At 73.5% G+C, this 22,110-nt stretch carries 21 protein-coding genes and 1 pseudogene; 9 read left to right on the forward strand and 13 right to left on the reverse strand.

Annotated elements, in window-relative coordinates:
- Positions 1-130: 130 nt before the first annotated feature.
- From trpA to trpC, 3 genes are read right to left on the reverse strand one after another with little or no spacing between them, the layout of a single operon-like run.
- Positions 131-934, reverse strand: coding sequence for a tryptophan synthase subunit alpha (gene trpA, locus M8C17_RS22000; RefSeq protein ID WP_252418421.1), 804 nt, complete (start codon positions 932-934; stop codon positions 131-133).
- Position 935: 1 nt separating this feature from the next.
- Entirely contained in the window at positions 936-2,174 is a 1,239-nt protein-coding gene (gene trpB / locus M8C17_RS22005) for a tryptophan synthase subunit beta (RefSeq protein WP_252418422.1), read from the reverse strand.
- 36 nt (positions 2,175-2,210) lie between these two features.
- The gene (gene trpC / locus M8C17_RS22010) at positions 2,211-3,014 is read right to left on the reverse strand and encodes an indole-3-glycerol phosphate synthase TrpC (RefSeq protein ID WP_252418487.1); all 804 of its coding nucleotides are present in this window, start codon (positions 3,012-3,014) and stop codon (positions 2,211-2,213) included.
- 488 nt (positions 3,015-3,502) lie between these two features.
- Here trpC and M8C17_RS22015 point away from each other — a divergent pair, with 488 nt between their 5' ends.
- A complete protein-coding gene (locus M8C17_RS22015; RefSeq protein ID WP_252418423.1) occupies positions 3,503-3,775 on the forward strand; it encodes a hypothetical protein in 273 nt (90 codons plus the stop codon).
- A gap of 28 nt (positions 3,776-3,803) precedes the next feature.
- Here the strand turns inward: M8C17_RS22015 and M8C17_RS22020 are convergent, their stop codons facing one another.
- From M8C17_RS22020 to M8C17_RS22040, 5 genes and pseudogenes are all read right to left on the reverse strand, one after another.
- A complete protein-coding gene (locus tag M8C17_RS22020) occupies positions 3,804-4,418 on the reverse strand; it encodes a Trp biosynthesis-associated membrane protein (protein WP_252418424.1) in 615 nt (204 codons plus the stop codon).
- A complete protein-coding gene (locus M8C17_RS22025; RefSeq protein ID WP_252418425.1) occupies positions 4,415-5,971 on the reverse strand; it encodes an anthranilate synthase component I in 1,557 nt (518 codons plus the stop codon). Before M8C17_RS22025 ends, M8C17_RS22020 begins: the two co-directional genes overlap by 4 nt.
- Before the next feature lie 58 nt (positions 5,972-6,029).
- The gene (hisI, locus tag M8C17_RS22030) at positions 6,030-6,461 is read right to left on the reverse strand and encodes a phosphoribosyl-AMP cyclohydrolase (protein WP_252418488.1); all 432 of its coding nucleotides are present in this window, start codon (positions 6,459-6,461) and stop codon (positions 6,030-6,032) included.
- 180 nt (positions 6,462-6,641) lie between these two features.
- Positions 6,642-7,328, reverse strand: a pseudogene (locus tag M8C17_RS31940) (phosphoribosyl-AMP cyclohydrolase); the annotation flags it as partial.
- 69 nt (positions 7,329-7,397) lie between these two features.
- The gene (locus M8C17_RS22040; RefSeq protein ID WP_252418426.1) at positions 7,398-7,790 is read right to left on the reverse strand and encodes a MerR family transcriptional regulator; all 393 of its coding nucleotides are present in this window, start codon (positions 7,788-7,790) and stop codon (positions 7,398-7,400) included.
- A 109-nt stretch (positions 7,791-7,899) separates the two neighbouring features.
- On the opposite strand from M8C17_RS22040, the gene M8C17_RS22045 reads away from it, so the two are divergent.
- The 3 genes from M8C17_RS22045 to M8C17_RS22055 are packed head-to-tail and all read left to right on the forward strand — an operon-like array spanning position 7,900 to position 10,032.
- Positions 7,900-8,658: an ABC transporter ATP-binding protein gene (locus M8C17_RS22045; RefSeq protein WP_252418427.1), complete on the forward strand. Its 759-nt coding sequence runs from the start codon at positions 7,900-7,902 to the stop codon at positions 8,656-8,658.
- Positions 8,655-9,410, forward strand: coding sequence for an ABC transporter permease (locus M8C17_RS22050; RefSeq protein ID WP_252418428.1), 756 nt, complete (start codon positions 8,655-8,657; stop codon positions 9,408-9,410). Before M8C17_RS22045 ends, M8C17_RS22050 begins: the two co-directional genes overlap by 4 nt.
- Positions 9,411-9,435: 25 nt before the next feature.
- A complete protein-coding gene (locus tag M8C17_RS22055; protein ID WP_252418429.1) occupies positions 9,436-10,032 on the forward strand; it encodes a TetR family transcriptional regulator in 597 nt (198 codons plus the stop codon).
- A gap of 47 nt (positions 10,033-10,079) precedes the next feature.
- Here the strand turns inward: M8C17_RS22055 and M8C17_RS22060 are convergent, their stop codons facing one another.
- From M8C17_RS22060 to M8C17_RS22070, 3 genes are all read right to left on the reverse strand, one after another.
- Positions 10,080-10,829, reverse strand: coding sequence for a DUF2470 domain-containing protein (locus M8C17_RS22060; RefSeq protein WP_252418430.1), 750 nt, complete (start codon positions 10,827-10,829; stop codon positions 10,080-10,082).
- 98 nt (positions 10,830-10,927) lie between these two features.
- Positions 10,928-12,706, reverse strand: a complete 1,779-nt coding sequence (locus tag M8C17_RS22065) for an ABC transporter ATP-binding protein (RefSeq protein ID WP_252418489.1) — start codon at positions 12,704-12,706, stop codon at positions 10,928-10,930.
- A 5-nt stretch (positions 12,707-12,711) separates the two neighbouring features.
- Positions 12,712-14,595 (reverse strand): ABC transporter ATP-binding protein, encoded by a 1,884-nt coding sequence (locus M8C17_RS22070; protein ID WP_252418431.1) that lies wholly within the window; start codon positions 14,593-14,595, stop codon positions 12,712-12,714.
- 174 nt (positions 14,596-14,769) lie between these two features.
- Here M8C17_RS22070 and M8C17_RS22075 point away from each other — a divergent pair, with 174 nt between their 5' ends.
- The 3 genes from M8C17_RS22075 (at position 14,770) to M8C17_RS22085 (ending at position 18,439) form a co-directional block, all read left to right on the forward strand.
- Complete coding sequence (locus tag M8C17_RS22075; protein ID WP_252418432.1) at positions 14,770-15,399, forward strand: TIGR03085 family metal-binding protein; 630 nt, start codon at positions 14,770-14,772, stop codon at positions 15,397-15,399.
- Positions 15,400-15,526: 127 nt separating this feature from the next.
- The gene (locus M8C17_RS22080) at positions 15,527-16,474 is read left to right on the forward strand and encodes a terpene synthase (protein ID WP_252418433.1); all 948 of its coding nucleotides are present in this window, start codon (positions 15,527-15,529) and stop codon (positions 16,472-16,474) included.
- A 138-nt stretch (positions 16,475-16,612) separates the two neighbouring features.
- Entirely contained in the window at positions 16,613-18,439 is a 1,827-nt protein-coding gene (locus M8C17_RS22085; protein ID WP_252418434.1) for a long-chain fatty acid--CoA ligase, read from the forward strand.
- An 82-nt stretch (positions 18,440-18,521) separates the two neighbouring features.
- On the opposite strand, the gene M8C17_RS22090 is transcribed toward M8C17_RS22085, so the two are convergent.
- Positions 18,522-19,979, reverse strand: coding sequence for a PLP-dependent aminotransferase family protein (locus tag M8C17_RS22090; protein ID WP_252418435.1), 1,458 nt, complete (start codon positions 19,977-19,979; stop codon positions 18,522-18,524).
- Positions 19,980-20,038: 59 nt separating this feature from the next.
- Between M8C17_RS22090 and M8C17_RS22095 the strand changes: the two genes are divergently transcribed.
- Both M8C17_RS22095 and M8C17_RS22100 read left to right on the forward strand, forming a co-directional pair.
- Entirely contained in the window at positions 20,039-20,701 is a 663-nt protein-coding gene (locus M8C17_RS22095; protein ID WP_252418436.1) for a YitT family protein, read from the forward strand.
- Positions 20,702-20,802: 101 nt separating this feature from the next.
- A complete protein-coding gene (locus tag M8C17_RS22100; protein WP_252418437.1) occupies positions 20,803-21,264 on the forward strand; it encodes a hypothetical protein in 462 nt (153 codons plus the stop codon).
- 6 nt (positions 21,265-21,270) lie between these two features.
- On the opposite strand, the gene hisF is transcribed toward M8C17_RS22100, so the two are convergent.
- Positions 21,271-22,038, reverse strand: a complete 768-nt coding sequence (hisF, locus tag M8C17_RS22105; protein ID WP_252418438.1) for an imidazole glycerol phosphate synthase subunit HisF — start codon at positions 22,036-22,038, stop codon at positions 21,271-21,273.
- Positions 22,039-22,110 lie beyond the last annotated feature (72 nt).

A 22,110-nucleotide genomic window follows, 5' to 3' on the forward strand; every position in this document is an offset into this window, starting at 1 on the left:
CGGCGCCCGGTCCGGCGGGCATCACCAGGTCGAGCGTGATACTTGTGAGGCATAAATATGACCCACAGGTATCACGCCCAAAAGACAGACATGCCGGGAGCCCGCGCCGCTCGCGGCCGGGCCTGAGCCGTCAGCGGACGGGGTTTCGGACGCCCTCGGCGAGTTCGGTGCTGAGGGCGCGCAGGGCGGCCAGCCCGTCGGCCTCGGAGGGCGCATCGAGCACGCAGCGGACGAGCGCGCTGCCGACGATCACTCCGTCGGCGTACCCGGCGACGGTCCCGGCCTGCGCGCCGGTGCCCACGCCCAGACCGACACCGACCGGCAGATCGGTGACCCCGCGGACCCGGGAGACGAGCGTCGGCGCGGCGTCGGAGGTCTGCGCCCGGGCCCCGGTCACCCCCATCACGGCTGTGGCGTAGACGAAGCCCCGGCAGTGCTCCACGGTCATCGCCAGCCGCGCATCCGTGGACGACGGCGAGACCAGGAAGGTGCGGTCCAGCCCGTGCGCGTCGGAGGCGGCCAGCCACTCGTCCGCCTCGTCGGGGATCAGGTCCGGAGTGATCAGGCCGGTCCCGCCGGCGGCGGCGAGATCCCGGGCGAAGACGTCCACGCCGTACCGCTCGATCGGGTTCCAGTAGGTCATGGTGACCACCGGCGCGCCGGTGGCCGCGACCGCCTCGACGATGCGCAACGTGTCGGCGGTGCGCACACCGCCGGCCAGCGCGATGTCACTGGCCTTCTGGATGACCGGCCCGTCCATCACGGGGTCGGAGTACGGAATCTCCACCTCGATGACGTCCACGCCGGCCTCGACCATGGCGGTCATCGCCGCGATGCTGCCCTCGACGGTCGGAAACCCCGCCGGCATGCAGCCGACCAGCAGCGCCCGCCCGTCGGCCCGCGCCTTGTCGAAGGCCACCCCGATCCGGCTCATCTCACCGCTCCTTGTCGAGGATGCCGAAGTAGTCGCCGGCGGTGTGCACGTCCTTGTCGCCCCGCCCGGACAGGTTGACCACGATGGTGGGCTCCCGGCCCAGCTCGGCGGCGAGCTTCGGGGCCAGCGCGACGGTGCCGGCGAGCGCGTGGGCGCTCTCGATCGCCGGGATGATCCCCTCGGTGCGGCAGAGCAGCTCGAACGCGGCCATCGCCTCGTCGTCGGTGACCGGCAGGTAGGTGGCCCGGCCGGTGTCGTGCAACCACGCGTGCTCGGGCCCGACGCCCGGGTAGTCCAGGCCGGCGGAGATGGAGTGCGACTCCAACGTCTGCCCGTCGGCGTCCTGCAACACGTAGGTGCGCGTGCCGTGCAGCACGCCCGACGACCCGCCGGTGATGCTGGCGGCGTGCCGGCCGGTGGCCACGCCGTCGCCGCCGGCCTCGAAGCCGTACAGCCGCACGTCCGCGTCGCCGACGAAGGCGTGGAAGATGCCCAACGCGTTGGAGCCGCCACCCACGCAGGCGGTGACCGCGTCCGGCAGCCCGCCGGTCAGGTCGAGGCACTGCTGGCGGGCCTCGTCGCCGATGCCACGGACGAAGTCACGGACCATCGCCGGGAACGGGTGCGGCCCGGCGGCCGTACCGATCAGGTAGTGCGTCTCGTCGACGTTGGCCACCCAGTCGCGCATCGCCTCGTTCATCGCGTCCTTGAGGGTGCGCGAGCCGGTGGTGACCGGAACGACGGTGGCGCCGAGCATCCGCATCCGGGCCACGTTGAGCGCCTGCCGCTCGGTGTCGACCTGGCCCATGTAGACCACGCACTCCAGGTCGAACAGGGCGGCGGCGGTCGCGGTGGCCACGCCGTGCTGACCGGCACCGGTCTCCGCGATCACCCGGGTCTTGCCCATCCGCTTGGTGAGCAGCGCCTGGCCGAGCACGTTGCGCACCTTGTGCGCACCGGTGTGGTTGAGGTCCTCCCGCTTGAGCAGCACCCGCGCGCCGACCTTCGCCGAGAACCGCCGGGCCTCGTAGAGCAGCGACGGCGTGCCGGCGTAGTCGCGCAGCAGCGCCCCGAACTCGGCCCGGAAGGACTCGTCCGCGATCGCCGTACGCCACGCCCCGTCGAGCTCGTCCAACGCGGCCACCAGGGCCTCGGGCACGAACCGACCGCCGAAGCGGCCGAAGTGGCCGGCGGAGTCGGGCTGCGGGCCGGCCACCGGGGCCAGCGCGTCGGCGCTCATCGGAAATCCTCTCGGTGTGGCGTCACCGGCGCGGGGTCAGCGCACCGGCCGGGGCGTTGCCGGGTGGTTACCGGCGTTGACCAGCTCGGCGACCGCCTCGCGGGGGCTCTTCTGGGTGACCAGGCCCTCGCCGACGAGGACCGCGTCCGCACCCGCGGAGGCGTACCGGATCAGGTCGTGCGGGCCGCGTACGCCGGATTCGGCGATCTTCACGACGCTGCTGGGCAGGCCGGGCGCGATCCGCTCGAACACCGACCGGTCGACCTCCAGGGTACGCAGGTCACGGGCGTTGACCCCGATCACCTGCGCGCCGGCCTCCAGTGCCCGGTCGGCTTCCTCCTCGTCGTGCACCTCGACGAGCGCGGTCATGCCCAGCGACTCGATGCGCTCCAGCAGACCCGTCAGCACGTTCTGTTCCAGGGCGGCGACGATCAGCAGCACCAGGTCGGCGCCGTGCGCACGCGCCTCGTGCACCTGGTAGCTGGAGACCACGAAGTCCTTGCGCAGCACCGGCACGGTCACCGCGGCCCGGACGGCCGCCAGGTCGTCCAGTGAGCCACCGAACCAGCGCCCCTCGGTCAGCACGCTGATCGCCCGCGCACCGCCGGCCGCGTAGTCGACGGCGAGATCTGCCGGATCGGCGATCTCGGCCAGCCGGCCCTTCGACGGCGAGGAGCGCTTCACCTCAGCGATCACGGCCACGCCGGGCTTACGCAGTGCCGCGTACGCGTCCAGCGGCGGCGGCGCAGCCGCGGCCAGTTCACGGATCCGCTCCAGCGGAACCTGTTCCTGGCGTCGGGCGACGTCCTCACGTACGCCGGCCAGGATCTCGTCGAGCACGCTTACGGACGCGGCCTGCCCGGCCTCGTCCCCCTCCGCGTGCGCATGCTCAGCAGTCACCAGCGGACTCCCCTCTCCGGGTGTCATGGGCCGATGCTAGGGGCAGCCGGCCGACGCCGGGAGCCGGGGGTATGGCGCTGCTCACGAAAAGGGCTGCGGCATAATGGCCGACTTGCCGTGAACGGGATGTCACGCAGCGCCACCTCCGGTGTCGGCCGCCGCCGTCCGACGAGAGCCGGGCGGGCCCGGTCGAGCCGAGCCGACCCACCGATCATGCCACCGGTCCGGGATCGACGCAGAACGACAGTGACGCCGGTCGATTCTGTGAGCAAGCTCAAGGCCGAACGGCCGGTGTCCGGCCGGAGCCGAGGCGGGACAGTTGACCGGGCGGTCACCCCGGCGAAACCTCAGCCGGCCAGCATCGTCCTCGGGCAGACTCGATGGCGCGCCTGCCCGACCGTCGCCAACTCCTCGTGCGGGGTGAACCAATGAGCATTGCCGAGCCCAACCCGAGCATCGGGCTGACCACCATCTCGCGGACCGTCGCGTCGCTCGCCGTCGGCGTGGTGCACACGCTGGAGCGGGCCGTGGTGGGCGAGGGACGGATGCGCACCGCACGCGGCAACGCCTGGGAGGCGGTCTGCGCCGACCGGGCCCGCGCCGACCGGCGCGCCGAACTGGACCGCCTGGTGGCCGAACTGGCCGCCGCCCGTGCCGCCGCCGCCCGCCGCCAACAGCGGGAGCGCCAACCGGTCGGCTGAGCCACCAGACCCACCGGCGGCCAGGCACTCAGCGGGCGGTCGGGTCCTCGCCCCGGTCCAGCGCGTCCCACGCCTCGGTGGTGCGTCGCCCGGCCATGGGGCCGGCCGGGCCAGGCGGTTCCTGCGCACTCTGCGTGACGGTCGGTGCCGGCCGCTCGTACCGGGCACCCATCGCCGGCCAGCCGCCGCCGCGCAGCGCGGTCCACCCGCCGCCCACCGCGGCCAGCAGGCCGCCGAGCAGGCAGAGCGCCGGCCACTGCCGGCTCACCACCCCGTCGAGGTCGGCGACCAGCCCGTACCCGCCGCCGGCCGCCACGGCCAGGCCGAGCGCGCCGAGCAGCACACCGAGCAGTCGCCGCGACCGTCCACGCGTGGCCAGCACCGCGCCACCGCCGGCCAGCGTGACCAGGGCCAGCGCCGGCAACCAGGGCAGCAGGGCCGCGCCGCTGCGGGCGTCGCGCACCGGTGGCAGCGGCGCGGGCCGCACGGTCAACTCCACCGACCAGCTCCGGGTCGCCGCCCAGAGCGCCAGGCCGGCGCCGGCCAGGCAGAGCAGCACGGCGTACGTCAGCTGACGCCGCCCCGCCGCGGCCGGTGACCCGTCGTGGGGTTGCGTCGCCCGGGGTTGCGTCGCGTCGCTCATCGGGCCGGCCGCAACGTCTCGGCGGCCGCGATCGCGGCCAGTACGGCGGCTGCCTTGTTGCGGGTCTCCTGGTCCTCGGCGGCCGGGTCCGAGTCGGCGACCACCCCCGCGCCGGCCTGCACGTAGGCGCGGCCGTCGCGGATCAGCGCGGTCCGGATGGCGATCGCCATGTCCAGGTCACCGCCGAAGCCGAAGTAGCCGACGGTGCCGCCGTAGAGGCCACGACGAACCGGCTCCAACTCCTCGATGATCTCCATGGCCCGCACCTTGGGCGCGCCGGAGAGCGTGCCGGCCGGGAAGGTCGCGGCGAGGGCGTCGAAGGCGCTGCGGTCGTCACGCAGGGTGCCGGTCACGGTGGAGACGATGTGCATGACGTGGCTGTACCGCTCGATGGTGGCGAACTCGGGGACCTCCACGCTGCCCGGCCGGCAGACCCGGCCCAGGTCGTTGCGGCCCAGGTCGACGAGCATCACATGCTCGGCCCGCTCCTTCGGGTCGGCGAGCAGTTCGGCGGCGAGCCCGGCGTCGGCGGCCGCGGTGTCACCCCGCGGCCGGGTGCCCGCGATCGGGTGCAGCAACGCCCGGCGTTCCCCGTCCGCGCCGGTGGTGACCTTCAGGTGCGCCTCGGGGGACGAGCCGACGATGTCGAACCCGTCGAACCGCAGCAGGTACATGTAGGGGCTGGGATTGCTGGTGCGCAGCACCCGGTAGACGTCCAGCGGATCGGCGTGGGTGGGCCGCTCGAACCGCTGGGAGAGCACGATCTGGAAGCACTCGCCGGCCCGGATCGCCTCCTTGGCCGCCTCCACCGCCTTCGGGTAGCCGCCGTCGGGCGTACGGCAGAGCACCTCACCGGCCGGTGGGCGTTCGACGGTGGAGATCATCGGTGGGATGGGCCGGGACAGTGCCGTGGTCATCGCGTCCAGCCGGCCCACGGCGTGGTGGTACGCGGCGGCGACCTGCGCGGCGCGGTCCGGGGCGTCGTCCAGCGGCGGCAGCACCGCGTTGGCGACCAGGATCGCCGAGCCGTCGTAGTGGTCGAGCACCACCAGGTCGGTGGCGAGCATCATGCCCAGCTCGGGCACGCCGAGGTCGTCGTCGGTCAGCTCGGGCAGCCGTTCGAAGCGGCGCACCAGGTCGTAGCCGAGGTAGCCGACCATGCCACCGGTGAGCGGCGGCAGCCCGCTGGACGGGTCGCCGACCGGGCCGGCCAGGGCCGCGACGGTCTCCCGCAGCACCCGCACCGGGTCGCCGTCGGTGGGCAGTCCGGCCGGCGGCTGGCCGAGCCAGGTCGCCACGCCGTCGCGCTCGACGAGGGTGGCGCTGCTGCGTACCCCGATGAACGAGTACCGCGACCAGGCCATGCCGGCCGACCCGACACCCTGCTCGGCGGACTCCAGCAGGAACGTGCCGGGCCCACCGGCGAGCTTGCGGTAGACCCCGACCGGGGTCTCGGCGTCTGCCAGGAGCCGCCGGGTGACCGGCACGACCCGCCAGTGCGCGGCCAGCTCGGTGAAGGTGGCGAGGTCGGGGTTCACGGCGCCGTCGGTCATGGCTGGGCTCGCCTCTCGTTCGCGACTGCGGGGCTTGGCCGCGCCGCACTGCTCGCACTCACCGTGCCTCCGGACTGCTGACCGGCAGCTCGGTGAAGAAGCAGGTCCGGTGACCGGTGTGGCAGGCGGCGCCGACCTGGTCCACGCTCACCAGCAGCGCGTCCCCGTCGCAGTCCAACGCGACCGAGCGGACGTACTGGTGGTGCCCGGAGGTGGCGCCCTTGACCCAGTACTCGCGACGGCTGCGCGACCAGTAGGTGGCCCGGCCGGTGGTCAGGGTGCGGTGCAGCGCCTCGTCGTCCATCCAGGCGACCATCAGCACCTCGCCGGTGTCGTGTGAACGGACGACGGCGGCGACCAGACCGTCGGCGGTGCGGCGCAGCTGGGCCGCGATGGCCGGGTCGAGCTGGGACGGGCGGGCCGGCACGGGCGCGGCCGGGCTGGTCGGTTCGCTGGGGACGCCGGTCACCGGCGCGTCAGGTACGGGCACAGTGACCCATTGTCCGGCACGCGGCGCGGGCACCACCGACGGCTCCCGACGGGGCCGCGGCGGGCGGGCGACGGGCCGGGCCAGTTGGGCCACGTAGCGGTCGAGTCGCCCGTCGACCAGGGCGTCGGCGAGGTCGGTACCGGCCGCCTCGGCGATCTCCTCGGCGTACGGGCGGACCAACGGCAGCGTGCCGGCGACCAGCCGCACGGCGGCGGCCCAGAGCTGCCCGGTGGCGGCCGGGCGCAGCCCGAGGCAGAGCAGCATGTCCTCCCGGTAGCCGGGCGGGGCGACCGGCAGTTCCAGCGCCGCGGCGAAGGCGGCGCGGCGGGAGGACACCCGCACCGACGGGTTGGCAGGGCGCAGCACCGAGGGGCAGAGGCGGGCCAGGTCGGCCACCGCGAGCCGGACGCCGAGGCGGTCGCCGGCGGCCCGGGCGGCGGCGGCCTTACCCAGCGTGGCGATCAGCTCCTCCAGCCGGGGCGGTTCGGCGGGCTGGCAGAGCACCGGCAGGTCGATGCGGGGCCGCCAGTGCGGGTCGGCCCAGAGCAGGCGCGCCGGCGCGGCGACCGGCAGCCCGAACGCCCAGTCGGCCGGCTCGCCGAGCCGGTGCACCCACGAGCGGACGTCCCGGGCGGCCACCGAGACGTGGGTGAGCCGGCCGGCGGTCTCGGCCAGGTACGCCCGTCGGGCGACGTACGGGGCGCCGCCGACGAGCACGTCGAGGTCGACGTCGCTGTGGGCGGTGGCGGCCCGCCGGGCGTGACTGCCGCGCAGCAGGATGCCGACGACCGGCCGCTCGGCGGCCTGCCGCAACCGCACGGCCCAGTCCTCGAGGAACCCGCTGTCCGGTAACGGAGGGTGACCCACGGCGTCATCGTGCCGTACGTCCCATCGGGGCGCAATGCCCGTTGGCGGACCTGGTGTCCGGTCCGAAGGCTACTGCCCGTTCTTCAGTTCGGCCCGGCGGTAGGCGTCGATCTTGTGGTTGAGCACGGTGAGGTCCTCCTCCAGGTCCGCCATCCGGGCCAGCACCCGCGCACGGTGCGCCTCGAACAGCGCCCGCCGGGCACCGAGGGTGCGCTCGCCCTGCCGGGCCAACTCGGCGTAGCGGCGCATGTCGCGCACGGGCATCCCGGTGCGGCGCAGCCGGGTGAGCAGGAACAACCACTCGACGTCGCCGGCGGTGTAGCGGCGACGCCCGGCGGAGTCCCGCCCGACCGGTGCGACCAGTCCCTCCTGCTCGTACCAGCGCAGCGTGTAGGTGGTCAGGCCGACCCGCTCGGCGGCCTCACCGACGGTGAGGGTGATCTCTCTGGTGCTGACGTCCACGTCGTCCAGGCTTCCAGTTCGAGTGCGCTCGAAGTCAACCATTGCGCTGACACCGGTATCTCATCTAGCGTTGAGTTCAACAGATGATGAGTTTCGTGGGAGGTGCGCGATGGGCGACGCGATAGCGGTCCGCGACCTGGTCGTCGACCGGGGCGGGCGACGGGTGCTCGACGGCATCAGCTGCGCCGTCCCGCGCGGCGCCGTCACAGGCCTGCTGGGTCCCAGCGGCAGCGGCAAGACGACGTTCATGCGGGCGGTGGTCGGGGTGCAGGTCGTCACCAGCGGGACGGTCACCGTCCTGGGCCAGCCGGCCGGCTCACCCGCGCTGCGGCGCCAGGTTGGCTACCTCACCCAGGCACCGAGCGTCTACGCCGACCTGACGGTGCGGGAGAACGCCCGGTACTTCGCGGCCCTGCACGGGCGGGGGCGTGCCGAGGCCGACCAGGCGATCAGCGACGTCGGGCTGAGCCGGGCGGCCGGCCAACTGGTCGGCACCCTCTCCGGCGGCCAGCACAGCCGCGCCTCGCTGGCCTGCGCCCTGGTCGGCGAACCGGAGCTGGTCATCCTCGACGAGCCGACCGTCGGCCAGGACCCGGTGCTGCGGGCCGACCTGTGGGCCCGGTTCCACGCGATGGCCGCCGCCGGCACCACCCTGCTGGTGTCCAGCCACGTGATGGACGAGGCGGCCCGCTGCGACCGGCTCCTGCTGATCCGGGAGGGCCGGCTGATCGCCGACGACAGCCCGGCCGCGGTCCGCGCCGCCGCCGGGGTGGACGACCTCGACGAGGCGTTCCTGCGGCTGATCCGGGCCAGCGCGGCGAGCTCCGAAGACGCCCAGGCAGCACCGGGAACTGGAGGAATGTCATGAACCCGCGGATCCTCGCGGCCACCACCGGCCGCATCCTGCGTCAGCTCCGGCACGACCGGCGCACCATCGCACTGCTCGTCGTGGTGCCATCCGCCCTGCTCACCCTGGTCTACTTCATGTACGCCGACCAGCCGACCCCGCCCGGCCAACCATCGGCGTTCGACCGGATCGCGTTGGTGATGCTCGGCATCTTCCCCTTTGTGATCATGTTTTTGGTGACCAGCATCGCCATGCTCCGCGAGCGCACCTCCGGCACCCTGGAGCGGCTGCTCACCACCCCGCTGGGCAAGCTCGACCTGCTCTTCGGCTACGGCATCGCGTTCGGGCTCGCCGCCGCCGTGCAGGCCGCGGTCGCCGCCGGAGTGGCGTACTGGATCTTCGACCTGGACACTGCCGGCAGCAGCGGGCTGGTGATCGGAATCGCGGTGATCGACGCCGTGCTGGGTGTCGCCCTCGGGCTGTTCTGCAGTGCCTTCGCCCGCACCGAGTTCCAGGCAGTACAGTTCCTGCCAGTCGTGGTGGTCCCCCAGCTGCTGCTCTGCGGGCTGTTCGTGGCCCGCGACCAGATGGCCGGCTGGCTCCAGGCGCTGAGCGACGCCTTCCCCCTGTCGTACGCCATCGAGGCGTTGCAGGAGGTGGGCGCCAACGCCGAGCCGACCGGCAGGATGTGGCGGGACGTGGTGGTCGTGCTCGGCGCGGTGATGCTGGCGCTGGTGCTCGCGGCGGCCACCCTGCGCCGGCGCAGCGGCTGACCGGCAGGCGAGACGAAGGGCGGCGATGGCGCGGCGGACCGGCCGGCGACCCGGCAACCCGGACACCCGGGAGGCGATCCTCGACGCGGCGCGCGCGGCGTTCGCGGAGCGTGGCTTCGACGCCGCCTCGATCCGCGCCATCGCCGGCACCGCCGGCGTGGATCCGGCGCTGGTGCACCACTACTTCGGCAGCAAGGACCAACTCTTCCTGGCCGCGATGAACTTCCCGGTCGACCCGGGAGAGGTGGTGCCCAAGGTGCTCGCGGGCGGTCAGGACGGCATCGGTGAGCGGCTGGTCCGCACCTTCCTCGGCATCTGGGACTCTCCGGCCGGCACCGCCGGGATCGCGCTGATGCGCTCGGCCGTGAGCAACGAGTGGACGGCCCGGCTGCTGCGCGAGTTCATCACCACGCAGGTGCTGCGCCGGGTGCTCGACCAGCTCGACGTCGACCTGGCCGAGCTGCCGCTGCGCGGTTCACTGGTCGCCACCCAGCTGATCGGGTTGGCCATGATGCGGCACGTGATCCGGTTGGAGCCGGTGGCGTCGGCCGACCCGGAGACACTGGTCGTGGCCATCGGCCCGACCGTGCAGCGGTACCTGACCGGGCCGCTGCCGACCTAGGGCGGGGCCGATCCAGGCGGCAGCCGGTGGGGCGGGCTTGCCGGCGGTCAGCGGGGCGGACGGGCACCAGCCGGCCGGCGCAGCGCCGGCAGCAGTCCGCTCAGCTCGTCGGGATCGGCCACGGGGCACGGGAAGGCCAGCCGGACCCGACGGCGCGAGCCGGGACGGCCGAGGACGACCACCAGCCCGTAGCGGTCGATGCGGACCACCCGGGGCGGGCCGTCGGGCGTCTGCTCGGTCAGCCCGAGCTGCCGGCGCAGATACTCGGTCACCTGGGCGGCGTCACGCTCGGCGAGGTCGGCCAGCAGCCGCGCCTCGACCGGGTGCACCGGGTCCGGCTCTGCCTCGGCGTACTCCCCGGGGCCGATGCGCCGCACGGCGCCGGCGTGCTCCCAGCGGACCTCGACCACCTCGAAGCGGAACAGCCGGAAGCGGACGCCCAGGTCGAGCAGGTCGCCGGTCGGGTCCACCGCGGCGAAGTCGACCGCCGCGCTGCGGGCCTCGGCGCCCCGCAGCTCGGCGGCCCAGCCGGAGACCCAGGCCCGACCCAGACCCGGGGCGCCGGCCGCGGGCGGCAGGTCGAGTACGTCGAGCACCACCGCGACGTCGGCACCACCGGGGACCGGGCGCAGCGCGGCGGCCAGGTGGCTGGCCACCGGCACGAGCAGCAGCACCCGGCCGTCCGGATCGGTCACGTGCCGGGCGTGGTGCGGGCCCGGCCGGTGGGCCAGATGGACGAGACCGGGCAGCCGGCCGGCGACGAGGGTGCGAACGATCTCGGCGGGGCTGGGCCGCATGATGCGACCTCCTTCAGAGGTTAGGCTTACCTAACCCGGAGCGTAGAGCACCCGGCCGGCGGCGTCCACCCGTTCCGACGCTGGTGAACACCGGTTCGTTACCGGGTCTGCTCCAGCCAGGAGGCGTACAGCAGCCCGTAGATCGAATCGGGGTCGCGGACCAGCTCGTCGTGCGGGCCGCGCTGCACGATCCGACCCTTGTCCACCACGATCACCTCGTCCGCGGCCTGGGCGGTGGAGAGCCGGTGCGCGATCGCCAGGGTCGTCCGACCCCGGGTCACCGCGTCCAGGGTGCGCTGCAACCGCACCTCGGTCGCCGGGTCGACCGCACTGGTCGCCTCGTCCAACACCAGCAGGTCCGGATCGGCCACGTACGCACGGGCCAGCGCCACCAACTGCCGCTCCCCCACGCTCAGCGCCTCCCCGCGCTCGCCGACCGGCGTGTCCAGGCCGGCCGGCAGGCCGTCCAGCCAGTCCGCCAGACCCAGCTCGGTGAAGGCGGCGGTGAGCTGCTCGTCGGTCAGCTCCGGCCGGGCGAACCGGACGTTGTCCCCCACCGTCGCGTCGAACAGGAACCCGTCCTGCGGCACCATCACCACCCGCGAGCGCAGCGAGTCGAACCGGACCTCCGACAGCGGCACCCCGGACAGCAGCACCGCACCCGCCGACGGATCCATCAGCCGGGTCAACAGCTTCGCGAAGGTGGTCTTGCCGCTGCCGGTCTCGCCGACCACCGCCACCCGACTCTTCGCCGGGATCTCCAGGTCGATGTCCTGCAGCACCGGCGGCCCACCCGGATAGGCGAACCGCACCCCGGAGAACCGGATGTCCAACGGCCCGCCCGGCAGCTCCCGACCCTGCTCCCCCGGGTCCGCCACGTCCGGGGCGACGTCCAGCACGTCCAGCACCCGACGCCAGCCCGCGATCGCGTTCTGCGCCTCGTTGAGCACCTCGGTGGCGATCTGCACCGGCTGGATGAAGAGCGTCACCAGGAAGAGGAACGCGGTCAGCTGGCCGATCGACAGGGTGCCGTCCACCCCCAGCGTCACCCCCAGCACCACCACACCGGCCAGCGCCACGCCCGCGGCCAGCTCACCCACCGAGCTGCCCACGATGCTGATCCGGATCGCCCGCTGCTGCGCCACGCGCTGGCTGTCGATGGCGTCGTCCAGCCGCCGGGCGGTGCGGCCCGCGATGCCGTACGCCCGGATCACCGGGGCACCCACCACACTCTCGCCGATCGCGCCGAGCAGCGTGCCGGTGCGCTGACGCACCGTCGCGTACGCCGCGCCGAGGCGGCGTTGCAGCTGCCGGATGATGAACACCGCCGGCAGGAACGCCGCCAGCACCACCAGGGTCAACTGCCAGGAGTACGCGAGCATCACGGCCGTGGTGACCACCAACTGGCCGAGGTTGACGAGCAGGATCACCCCGCCCCACTGGAGGAACTGGGTGATCTGGTCGACGTCGCTGGTCACGCGGGACACCAGCGAGCCACGACGCTCCGACTGCTGGTGCAGCATCGACAGGTCGTGCACGTGCCGGAACGCCCGGGTCCGCACGTTCGCCAGCGCCGTCTCGCTGACCGTGAACAACCGGCGCATCATCAGGTAGCCGCAGAGCGTGGTGACCGCGAGGATCGCCGCGGTGATCACCACGACCGACCAGACCACGTCGAGGTTCAGGCCACCGACGATGCCGCGGTCGATGCCCTGCTGCACGGCGACCGGCACGGCCACCCGGCCGACCATGTAGACCAGCGCCAGACCCAGCGTGCCGGCCAGGCCGATCCGCAGCTCCGGCGAGAGCGCCAGACCCCGACGCAGCGTCTGCCAGGTCGTCTCCGTCCGCGACTCCTGCTCATCCGTCTTCGTCACCGCGCTCACCGGTCCACCTCGATCTCCAGGCCCGACGGCAGTGGGGCGACCTCGTCCTCGTACGGCTGTTCCTGCGCGCGGTCGACCTCCGCCTGCTCGTAGGCGGTGACCAGGTCGGCGTAGCCGGGCACGGTGGCCAGCAGCTCGCTGTGCGTACCCCGCGCCACCACCCGCCCCTGCTCCACGTAGATGACCTCGTCGGCCAACGCGATCGTGGCCCTTCGGTACGCCACCACCAGGATCGACGCGGCCGGCACCCCCGGCTGGGACGCCGACGAGCGCAGCCCCGCCAGGATGGCCGCCTCCACCCGCGGGTCCACCGCGCTGGTCGCGTCGTCGAGGACCAGCAGGCGCGGCCGGCCGGCCAGCGCGCGCGCCAGGGTGAGCCGCTGCCGCTGCCCGCCGGAGAGCGAGGTGCCCCGCTCGCCGACCATGGTGTCCAGCCCGTCGGGCAGCGCGGCGACGAACCCGTCCGCCTCGGCCAGCCGCAGCGCCGCCCAGACGTCCTCGTCGTCGATGCCCGGCCGGTCGAGGGAGATGTTGGCCCGGACGGTGTCGTCGAAGACGAACGGCACCTGGGCGACCAGGGCCACGGTGCCGGCCAGCGACGCGGCGGTCAGCTCGCGTACGTCCACCCCGTCCAGCTCGACGCGGCCGGCGTCCGGGTCGACCAGGCGCACCGCCAGGGAGGCGATGGTGGACTTGCCCGCGCCGGTCGGCCCGACCAGGGCCACCGTCCGCCCGGCGGGAACCGTGAAGCCGACCTCGCCGAGCACCTGCGCGCCGGGCTGGTGCGCCTCGGCGGGCGGGTAGGAGAAGTGCACGTCGGTGAAGGTGAGGGTGGCCGGCCCCGGGGTGGCCGGGTCGAGCACCCGCCGCCCGTACGGCATCTCGCCGGTGGCGTCGAGGACCCGGCGGACCCGGTCCCAGCCGGCGACGCTGCGCGGCAGCTCGGCCAGCACCCAGCCGATGGCCCGCACCGGGAAGGCCAGGACGGTGAAGAGGAAGGCCACGCTGACCAGTTCGGTGACGGTGATCGCGCCCTGCCGCAGCCGGAACGCCCCGACCACCAGCACGGCGAGGGTCCCGAGGCTGGGCAGCGTCTCCAGCAGCGGGTCGAAGACGCCGCGCAGCCGGCCGACCGAGATCAGCGCGTCGCGCAGCTCACCGGCGCGGCCGGAGAAGCGGGCGGTCTCCTGCGCCTCGCGGCCCATCGTCTTGACCACCAGCGCGCCGTCGAAGCTCTCGTGGGCGATCTCGCTGACCTCGGCACGCAGGCGCTGCGCCCTCGCCTGGCGGGGCGCCATCCGGCGGGAGTAGACCACGTTGAGCGCGAACAGCGCGGGAAAGACGGCGAGGCCGACCAGGGCCAGCGCCCAGTCGGTGGCGAAGAGCGAGACGATCGCGCCGACCAGCATGACCAGCGTGCCGACGGCGAACGGCAGCGGCGCGATCGGGTACCAGGCCGCCTCGACGTCGGAGTTGGCGTTGGACAGCAGCGTGCCGGTGGCGTTGCGGTGGTGCCAGGACAGCGGCAGGTCCAGGTAGCGGCGGGTGACCCGGCGGCGGTAGGCGGCCTGCAGGCGGTACTGCATGTAGCCGGCGCCGAGCCGGCGGCCGAAGATCCCCACCACCCGCAGCACGCTGATCCCGAACAGCGCGACCGCGGCCAGCGCCAGGGTTCCGGTGGCCACCTCCCCGCGGGCGATGGCCGGCACCACCACGTCGCCGACGACCCCGCCGACCACGTACGCGCTGACGATGACCATCGAGCCGAACAGCACGCTGCCGACCACCGCCACCGTGAAGATCCGCGGCTGCTCCCGGATCGCCTGCCGGAGGACCCCCAGCCCCCGGCCGAGCACATCCCGACTTGTCTTGCTCGCCACGCTCTCCCCCGCCGTAAGCCGCAATTATCTCCCTCATCCTTACCGGTCCCGACCACCCCCGCCGACCCGGACCGGATATGTCGACCGTCACGTACCGGCCGACGGCGCGGACCGCTATGGCGACGTGACATCCACTGCCGCGCGCCGGGGGACGACCCGGCCTACCATCGGGCCATGCCGCGGTACGCCCGAGCCGAGCGCGAGGCGCTGGCCGATCTCCTCCTGGCCTCCGGGCCGGACGCCCCGACGATCAACGAGGGCTGGGCGACCCGTGACCTCGCCGCGCACCTGGTACTGCGGGAACGTCGCCCGGACGCGGCGGGCGGGCTCCTGGTGGCGCCGCTGCGCGGGTACGCCGAGCGGGTCCGTCTCCGGCTGGCCGCGCGGCCGTACCCCGAGCTGGTGGCACAGGTGCGCCGGCCGCCGGTGTGGAGCCCGGTCAGCAATCCGGTGACCGACGAGCTGGCCAACACGATGGAGTTCTTCATCCACCACGAGGACGTGCGGCGGGCCGGCTCGGGCTGGCTGCCGCGCGAGTTGCCGCCCGGCCTGCAGGCCGCGCTCTGGAAGCGGGCCGCCCCGCTGGCCCGGCTGGCGCTGCGTCGCTTCCCGGCGGATCTCTATGTGCAGGCCCCCGGCTACGGCAAGATCTCCGTCGGCCGTGGCGGCGAGCCGCTGCGGGTGGTCGGCGCGCCGGGCGAGCTGGTGCTGTTCCTCTCCGGCCGGCAACGGGTGGCGCGCGTCCAGTTGGACGGTCCGGCGTCGGCAGCGCAGCGGCTGCGCAACGCCAGCCTGGGCATGTAACTGTCTGTGCTTAATCGGTCACTGACCCTCTGTGGAATGCGCCACACCCAGCGATCCGGACCGATCTCTGCTCCCGTACGCTTCACCGCGCCGTTCCGCGCCGGGGCGGCACGAGTGGGGGCGGACCATGCGGAGTTTCGCAATCTCGGCGCTGGAGGAGCCTCCCTTCGCGGCGGGGCGCCATGAGGCCACGGATCGGGTGGCGAGCGAGAGCGTCGAGTGGGCGCGCGTGTTCGGGCTGGTCGATACCGGACACAGGGTTCACCGGCTGGAGAGGGCGGATGCCGCCGGCCTGGCCGGCCGCGCCTGCCCGGACGGGCCGGTGGACGGGTTACGACTGCTCACCGACCTGATCTCCTGGCTCTTCGTCATGGATGACGCCTGCGACGAGGACGGCCTCGGCGCCGATCCGGGTCGACTGGCACCGGCGATCAGCACTCTGCTCGACGTGCTGGACCGGTGCGGCGACCCGGACGTCATCCCGCCGGCCGCGGGGCCGCTGGGTGACGCGCTGCACGACCTGTGCCGCCGCGCCCGGGCGCAGGGAAGCCCGGCGCTGCTGCTGCGCTTCGTCAGCCAGCTGCGTGAGTACCTGCTGGCGCTGCTCTGGGAGGCGACCAACCGGGAGCGCCGGCGGGTGCCCGAGGTGGCGGAGTACGTCCAACTGCGTCGGCACATCGGCGGCGTACACCCCTGCCTCACCCTGACCGACCTGGCGTCCGAGGAGCCGCCCGGGCCAGCCCGGCGTGCCGACCCGGCGATGGTCGCCCTGGATCTGCTGGCGGTCGACCTGGTCTGCTGGTGCAACGACCTCTTCTCGTACGGCAAGGAGAGCCGGGCCGACCCGGACGCGCACAACCTGGTGACGGTGATCGCCCAGGAGAGCGGCACGGACGAGTCGGACGCCCTGCAGGCGGCGGCCGACCGCTTCAACCGGGGGTTGGCGGAGTATCTGGCCGCGGAGCAGGCGCTGCTGGCCGGCGGGGACGACGGGCTGCGCCCGGCACTCGCCGCCCGGCGCAACTGGGTCCGGGCAACCTACGACTGGTCACTGGTGGCCGCCCGGTACGCCTGATCCGGTCGTACCGGTTGGTGGGACGGGTGGGCCGGACGATCACCGGGGCTAGCCGATGCCCGGTGGCAGGCAATACTCTTCGGTAACCACTATGACGTGACGATCGTCACGCCACCACCCCCGAAGGCGGCTACAGCGATGGCTCTCGATGTCCCGTACCGCTCCATCCCGGACATGTTCCTCAAGCGCGTGGCGGCCACCCCCGACCGGCACGCCTTCGCCTCACCGAACCCGGACGACTCGGGTCCCGTCTGGCTGACCTGGGACCAGGTCGGCCAGCGCGCCAAGGCCGTCGCCGCCGGCCTGCACGGCCTGGGCGTCGGCCAGGAGGATCCGGTCGCGATCCTCGCCAACACCCGGCTGGAGTGGGTGATCGCCGACCTCGGCATCATGTGCGCCGGCGGGGCCACCACCACGGTCTACCCGACCACCGAACCGGCGGACGCGACCTACATCATCGCCGACTCCGGCTCCCGGGTGCTGTTCGCGGAGAACCCGGCCCAGGCAGCCAAGATCGCCGGCGCCGACCTGCCCGCGTTGACCCACGTGGTGCTCCTCGACGGCGTCGCCGACGAGGCCGCCGCGGTCCCCCAGCTCACCCTCGCCGACCTGGAGGAGCGGGGCACCCGAGCGCTGGCCGCCGAGCCGGATCTGATCGACATGCTGGTGGCCGGCATCGGCCCGGAGCACCTGGCCACCCTGATCTACACCTCCGGCACCACCGGTCGGCCCAAGGGCGTCGAGCTGCTGCACGGCGGCTGGTGCTGGGAGGCCGTGGCGCAGGCCGAGGTCGGGCTGCTGCGCGACGACGACCTGCAGTACCTGTGGCTGCCGCTGTCCCACTCGTTCGGCAAGACGCTGCTCTGCGGTGCCATCCACGTCGGCCTGCCCACCTACGTCGACGGGCGGGTGGAGAAGCTCGTCGACCTGCTCTCGGTGATCCGGCCGACGTTGATGTGTGGCGCCCCCCGGGTGTTCGAGAAGGTCTACAACAAGGCCGTTACCACCGCGCAGGGCGCCGGCGGTGCGAAGGCGAAGATCTTCGCCTGGGGCGTCCGGGTCGGCAAGGAGAAGGTGGCCCTGGAGCAGGCCGGCAAGCCGGTGCCCGCCGGGCTGAAGCTGCGCTACGGGGTGGCCGAGAAGCTGGTGTTCAGCAAGCTCCAGGCCCGCCTCGGCGGCCGGATGCGGGTGCTGGTCTCCGGTGCCGCTCCACTCAGCCCCGAGATCGCCACCTTCTTCGCCGCCGCCAACCTGCCGATCTCCGAGGGCTACGGCCTCACCGAGACCAGCGCCGGCAACTTCGTCAACCCGCCCTCCGGGCTGCGGATCGGCACGGTCGGCAAGGCGATGGGCGACCTGGAGTGCCGGATCGACTCCGACGGGGAGATCCTGGTCCGTGGCCGGCCGGTGATGCGCGGCTACCACAACCTGCCGGAGGAGACCGCCGCCGCGTTCACCGAGGACGGCTTCTTCCGCACCGGCGACATCGGCAGCCTCGACGAGCAGGGCTACCTGCGGATCACCGACCGGAAGAAGGACCTGGTCAAGACCTCGGGCGGCAAGTACATCGCGCCCTCGCACATCGAGGGGATGTTCAAGGCGATCTGCCCGTACACCTCGCAGGCGATCGTCATCGGGCAGGCCCGCAACTTCTGCACGATGCTGGTCACCCTGGACCCGGACGCGATCCGGGGCTGGGTCGCCGGCGGCCCGCTGGAGGGCCGCGACTACACCGACATCGTCGCCTCGCCGGAGGCCCAGGCGATGGTCGAGGAGTACGTCGCCCAGCTCAACGCCAAGCTCAACCGCTGGGAGACGATCAAGAAGGTGGCGATCCTGCCGCGCGACCTGACCATCGAGCACGGCGAGATCACCCCGTCGCTGAAGATCAAGCGACGCGGTGTGGAGAGCAACTTCGCCGCCGAGATCGACCGGATGTACGCGGGCACCCTCGCCGAGCTCTGAGCCGAGCCCCGGTGGCCCCGCATCCGGTCGGGTGCGGGGCCACCGGCGTCTCAGTCGGCACCGCAGGCAGGCGCGGCCAGGTTCAGGCGATGACGGCGGGCTCGCGCCACCGCTGCCGGCCGGTGCGGTCCAGGTCGTAACGGACCGCGGCGATCCGCCCGACGGCCTCCACCAGGTCGGTCGCGGGCAGGGTGAACGGAAGCCGCAGGAAGCGTTCCAGGGTGCCGTCGAGACCGAATCGGGGGCCGGGCGCCAGCCGGACGCCGACCTCCTCGGCGGCTCGGGCCAGCGCGCTGGAGACCGGGCCGTCCAGCTCGGCCCAGAGCGTCACGCCCCCGCGCGGCACGGTGACCCGCCAGTCCGGCAGCCGGTGCTCCAGGGCGCCGAGCAGCGCGTCGCGCTGTGCGGCGAGCTGGAGGCGGCGGTCCGCGACGATGGCCGGCGCGTCGGCCAGCAGGTGCACCGCGACCAGTTGGTCCAGCACCGGGCTAGCCATGTCCACACCGACCCGGACGGCGGCCAGCCGCTGGACCTGCGGCGCGGAGGCGCGCACCCAGCCGATCCGCAGGCCACCCCAGTACGGCTTGCTCATCCCGCCGATGCTGATCACCCGGGAGTGCCGGTCGAAGGTGGCGGTCGGCGGGGGCAGCTCGGTGCCGTCCAGGGGCAGGTCCACGAAGGACTCGTCGACGATCAGGTCGGTGCCGGCGGCGTGGGCGGCGGCCACCACCCGCTCGCGCAGCGAGGCCGGCATCAGGTGACCGGTCGGGTTCTGGAACTCCGGTATCAGGTAGGCCAGCTTGGGCCGGGTCTGCCGGAGGCTGCCCAGCAGCAGGTCGGAGTCCCAGCCGCCGGCGTCGGCGGCCAGGCCGTGGGTGGTGATCCGGGCCCGTCGGCCGGCCAGCGCGGCCAGCGCGTTGGGGTAGGTCGGTGACTCGACCAGCACGCTGCCGCCGGGGACCAGGGCGAGCCGTAGCACCAGGTCCAGTGCGTGCTGGGTGCCACTGGTGACCATGATCTGGTCGGCCGAGGTGGGCAGACCCCGGGCGGTGTACCCGTCGGCCACCGCCTCGCGCAGCTCGATGATGCCGGTCGGGTGGTAGCCGGCCCCGCCCAGGTAGCGGGGCAGGTCCTCGGCGGCGGCCCGGGCGGCGGCCAGCAGTTGCGGCGGGGCTGCCAGGGCGGCGACGCCGAGGTCGATCATCTCCCGGTCGTCGAGCGGGGTCCACAGGCCGGTGCTGGCCACCCGGTGGTTGCCGGGCAGCATGGTCCAGCTGCCGGCGCCCCGACGGCTGGCCAGGTGCCCGGTCTCGCGCAGCTGCCGGTACGCGGCGGTCACCGTGGTCCGGCTGATCCGCAGGGCCTCGGCCAGCTCCCGCTCGGCCGGCAGGCGGACGCCCAGCGGCAGTCGGCCGTCGGCGAGCAACCCGCGAACCGTGCCGGCGAGGGCGGCGTAGTCGGGGCTGCGCCGACGGCCGGGCAGGGCGTGCCACTGCCCGAGCAGACGGGCCAATTGGACGCCGCGCACCTCACCCGTCACGACCACTCCTCGGATATTGGCTTCTTCCTCCGGGAGGATTGGCACCTAGGGTGGCATGCATGGCACTGATTGGCAATCTGCGGCACCGGCCGGTACGACGGCTGACCCAGCTCTACGTCGGGCTGGTCTTCTACGGGGTCAGCATGGCCCTGATGATCCGCTCCGGCCTGGGCCTCGACCCGTGGGACGTGTTCCACCAGGGGTTGTCCGAGCTGACCGAGCTCTCCTTCGGCACGGTCACCATCGGGGTCGGCGCGCTGGTGCTTCTGCTCTGGATCCCGCTGCGGCAACGGCCCGGCCTCGGCACGGTCAGCAACGTCGTGGTCATCGGCCTCGTGGTGGACGCCACCCTGGCCCTGCTGCCGTCCAGCAACCCGCTCGGCGTACGGATCGCGCTGCTGATCACCGGGATCGTCGCCAACGGTGCCGCCACCGCCATGTACCTCGGTGCCCGGCTGGGCCCCGGCCCGCGCGACGGGCTGATGACCGGCTTCGTGGCCCGCCGGCCGGGCTGGTCGATCCGGCTGGTGCGCACGGCCATCGAGGTCACCGTGCTGGCACTCGGCTGGCTGCTCGGCGGCACGGTCGGCCTGGGCACCGTCGCGTACGCGCTGGCCATCGGCCCGCTGGCGCAGTTCTTCATCCCGCTGTTCGCGGTGCCCGAACCGGGCGACACCGCGCCCGTTCCGGGGCCCGTCGCACCGGTCACCCCGACCGGCTGAACCCTCACCGACCGTTCGCGCACCCGTACGCCGTGGTGCTGCTGCGGGCAGGTTGGTGGGTGGGTGTTCCCTTCCTCGACGCTCGCCGTCATCATCTCTGCATGGGGGAGAACGGTTGGCGCTGGACGGACGCCTGGATCTTCGTGTCGCTGGTGATCGCGAGCGGGGCGGGGCGACACCGCCGGTCGGCGACCAGCCGCCGGCCGGAGGGCGTACGCCTGACCGACGTGCTCTCGACCGCCGACCACCTGAATCAGGCGATCCCGCAGCGCCACGAGGTGGAGGCCGCCGTCCAGCGGCTGGTCGGCGCCGGGCTCGTCAGCGTCACCGACGGGTGGTTCCGGATCACCGCTGACGGGGAGCAGCTCTGGCGCAGCCGGCCACGCGCCGGGGTGGCGACCATGGTGGACACCGTGCAGGGCGTCCTGAGCCGCCGACACGCGCCGGGCCGCGCCGACTGGAGCCTGGACGAGGCCGACCATGCCGCCGCCGTCCAGGAGTACGTGGTCCGCTCGATCCCCACGCCCCGGCGTTCGCCGGAGGGTCACCCCGGCGGGCACTGACCGGGCTCAGCGCACCGGATGGCCGCCGCGGCGCAGCGCGTCCTTGACCTCGGTCACGGTCAGCTCACCGAAGTGGAAGACGCTGGCGGCGAGCACGGCGTCCGCGCCGGCACCGATCGCCGGCGGGAAGTGCGCCACCTCGCCCGCGCCTCCGCTGGCCACCACGGGCACGTCCACCACCGCCCGCACCGCGGCGATCAGCTCCAGGTCGAAGCCCGCCTTGGTGCCGTCGGCGTCCATCGAGTTGAGCAGGATCTCCCCCGCGCCCAGCTCGGCACTCCGTCGCGCCCACTGCACCGCGTCGATCCCGGTGCCGCGCCGACCGCCGTGCGTGGTCACCTCGAAGCCGCTGGGCGTGCTGCCGGTCGGGGCGCGGCGAACGTCGAGGGAGAGCACCAGCACCTGCCGGCCGAACCGGTCGGCGATCTCGGCGATCAGCTCCGGGCGGGCGATGGCGGCGGTGTTCACGCCGACCTTGTCCGCGCCGGCGCGCAGCAGGGTGTCCACGTCCGCGACCTGCCGGACGCCGCCGCCGACGGTCAACGGGATGAACACCGACTCGGCGGTGCGGCGCACCACGTCGAGCATCGTGCCCCGGTCGCTGGAGGACGCGGTGACATCGAGGAAGGTCAGCTCGTCCGCGCCCGCCCGGTCGTAGGCGGCGGCCAGCTCCACCGGGTCGCCGGCGTCGCGGAGGTCGAGGAAGTTGACCCCCTTGACCACCCGCCCGGCATCGACGTCCAGACAGGGGATCACTCGCACCGCCACCGTCATGCCGCGAGCCTATCCTCCGCACACGCGGCGGCGACCGGCCTGTGAGGCCGGCCACCGCCCCGCGTCGGATCG

Origin of the sequence: Micromonospora sp. RHAY321 (assembly GCF_023896955.1) — a bacterium.
Lineage (GTDB): Bacteria > Actinomycetota > Actinomycetes > Mycobacteriales > Micromonosporaceae > Micromonospora.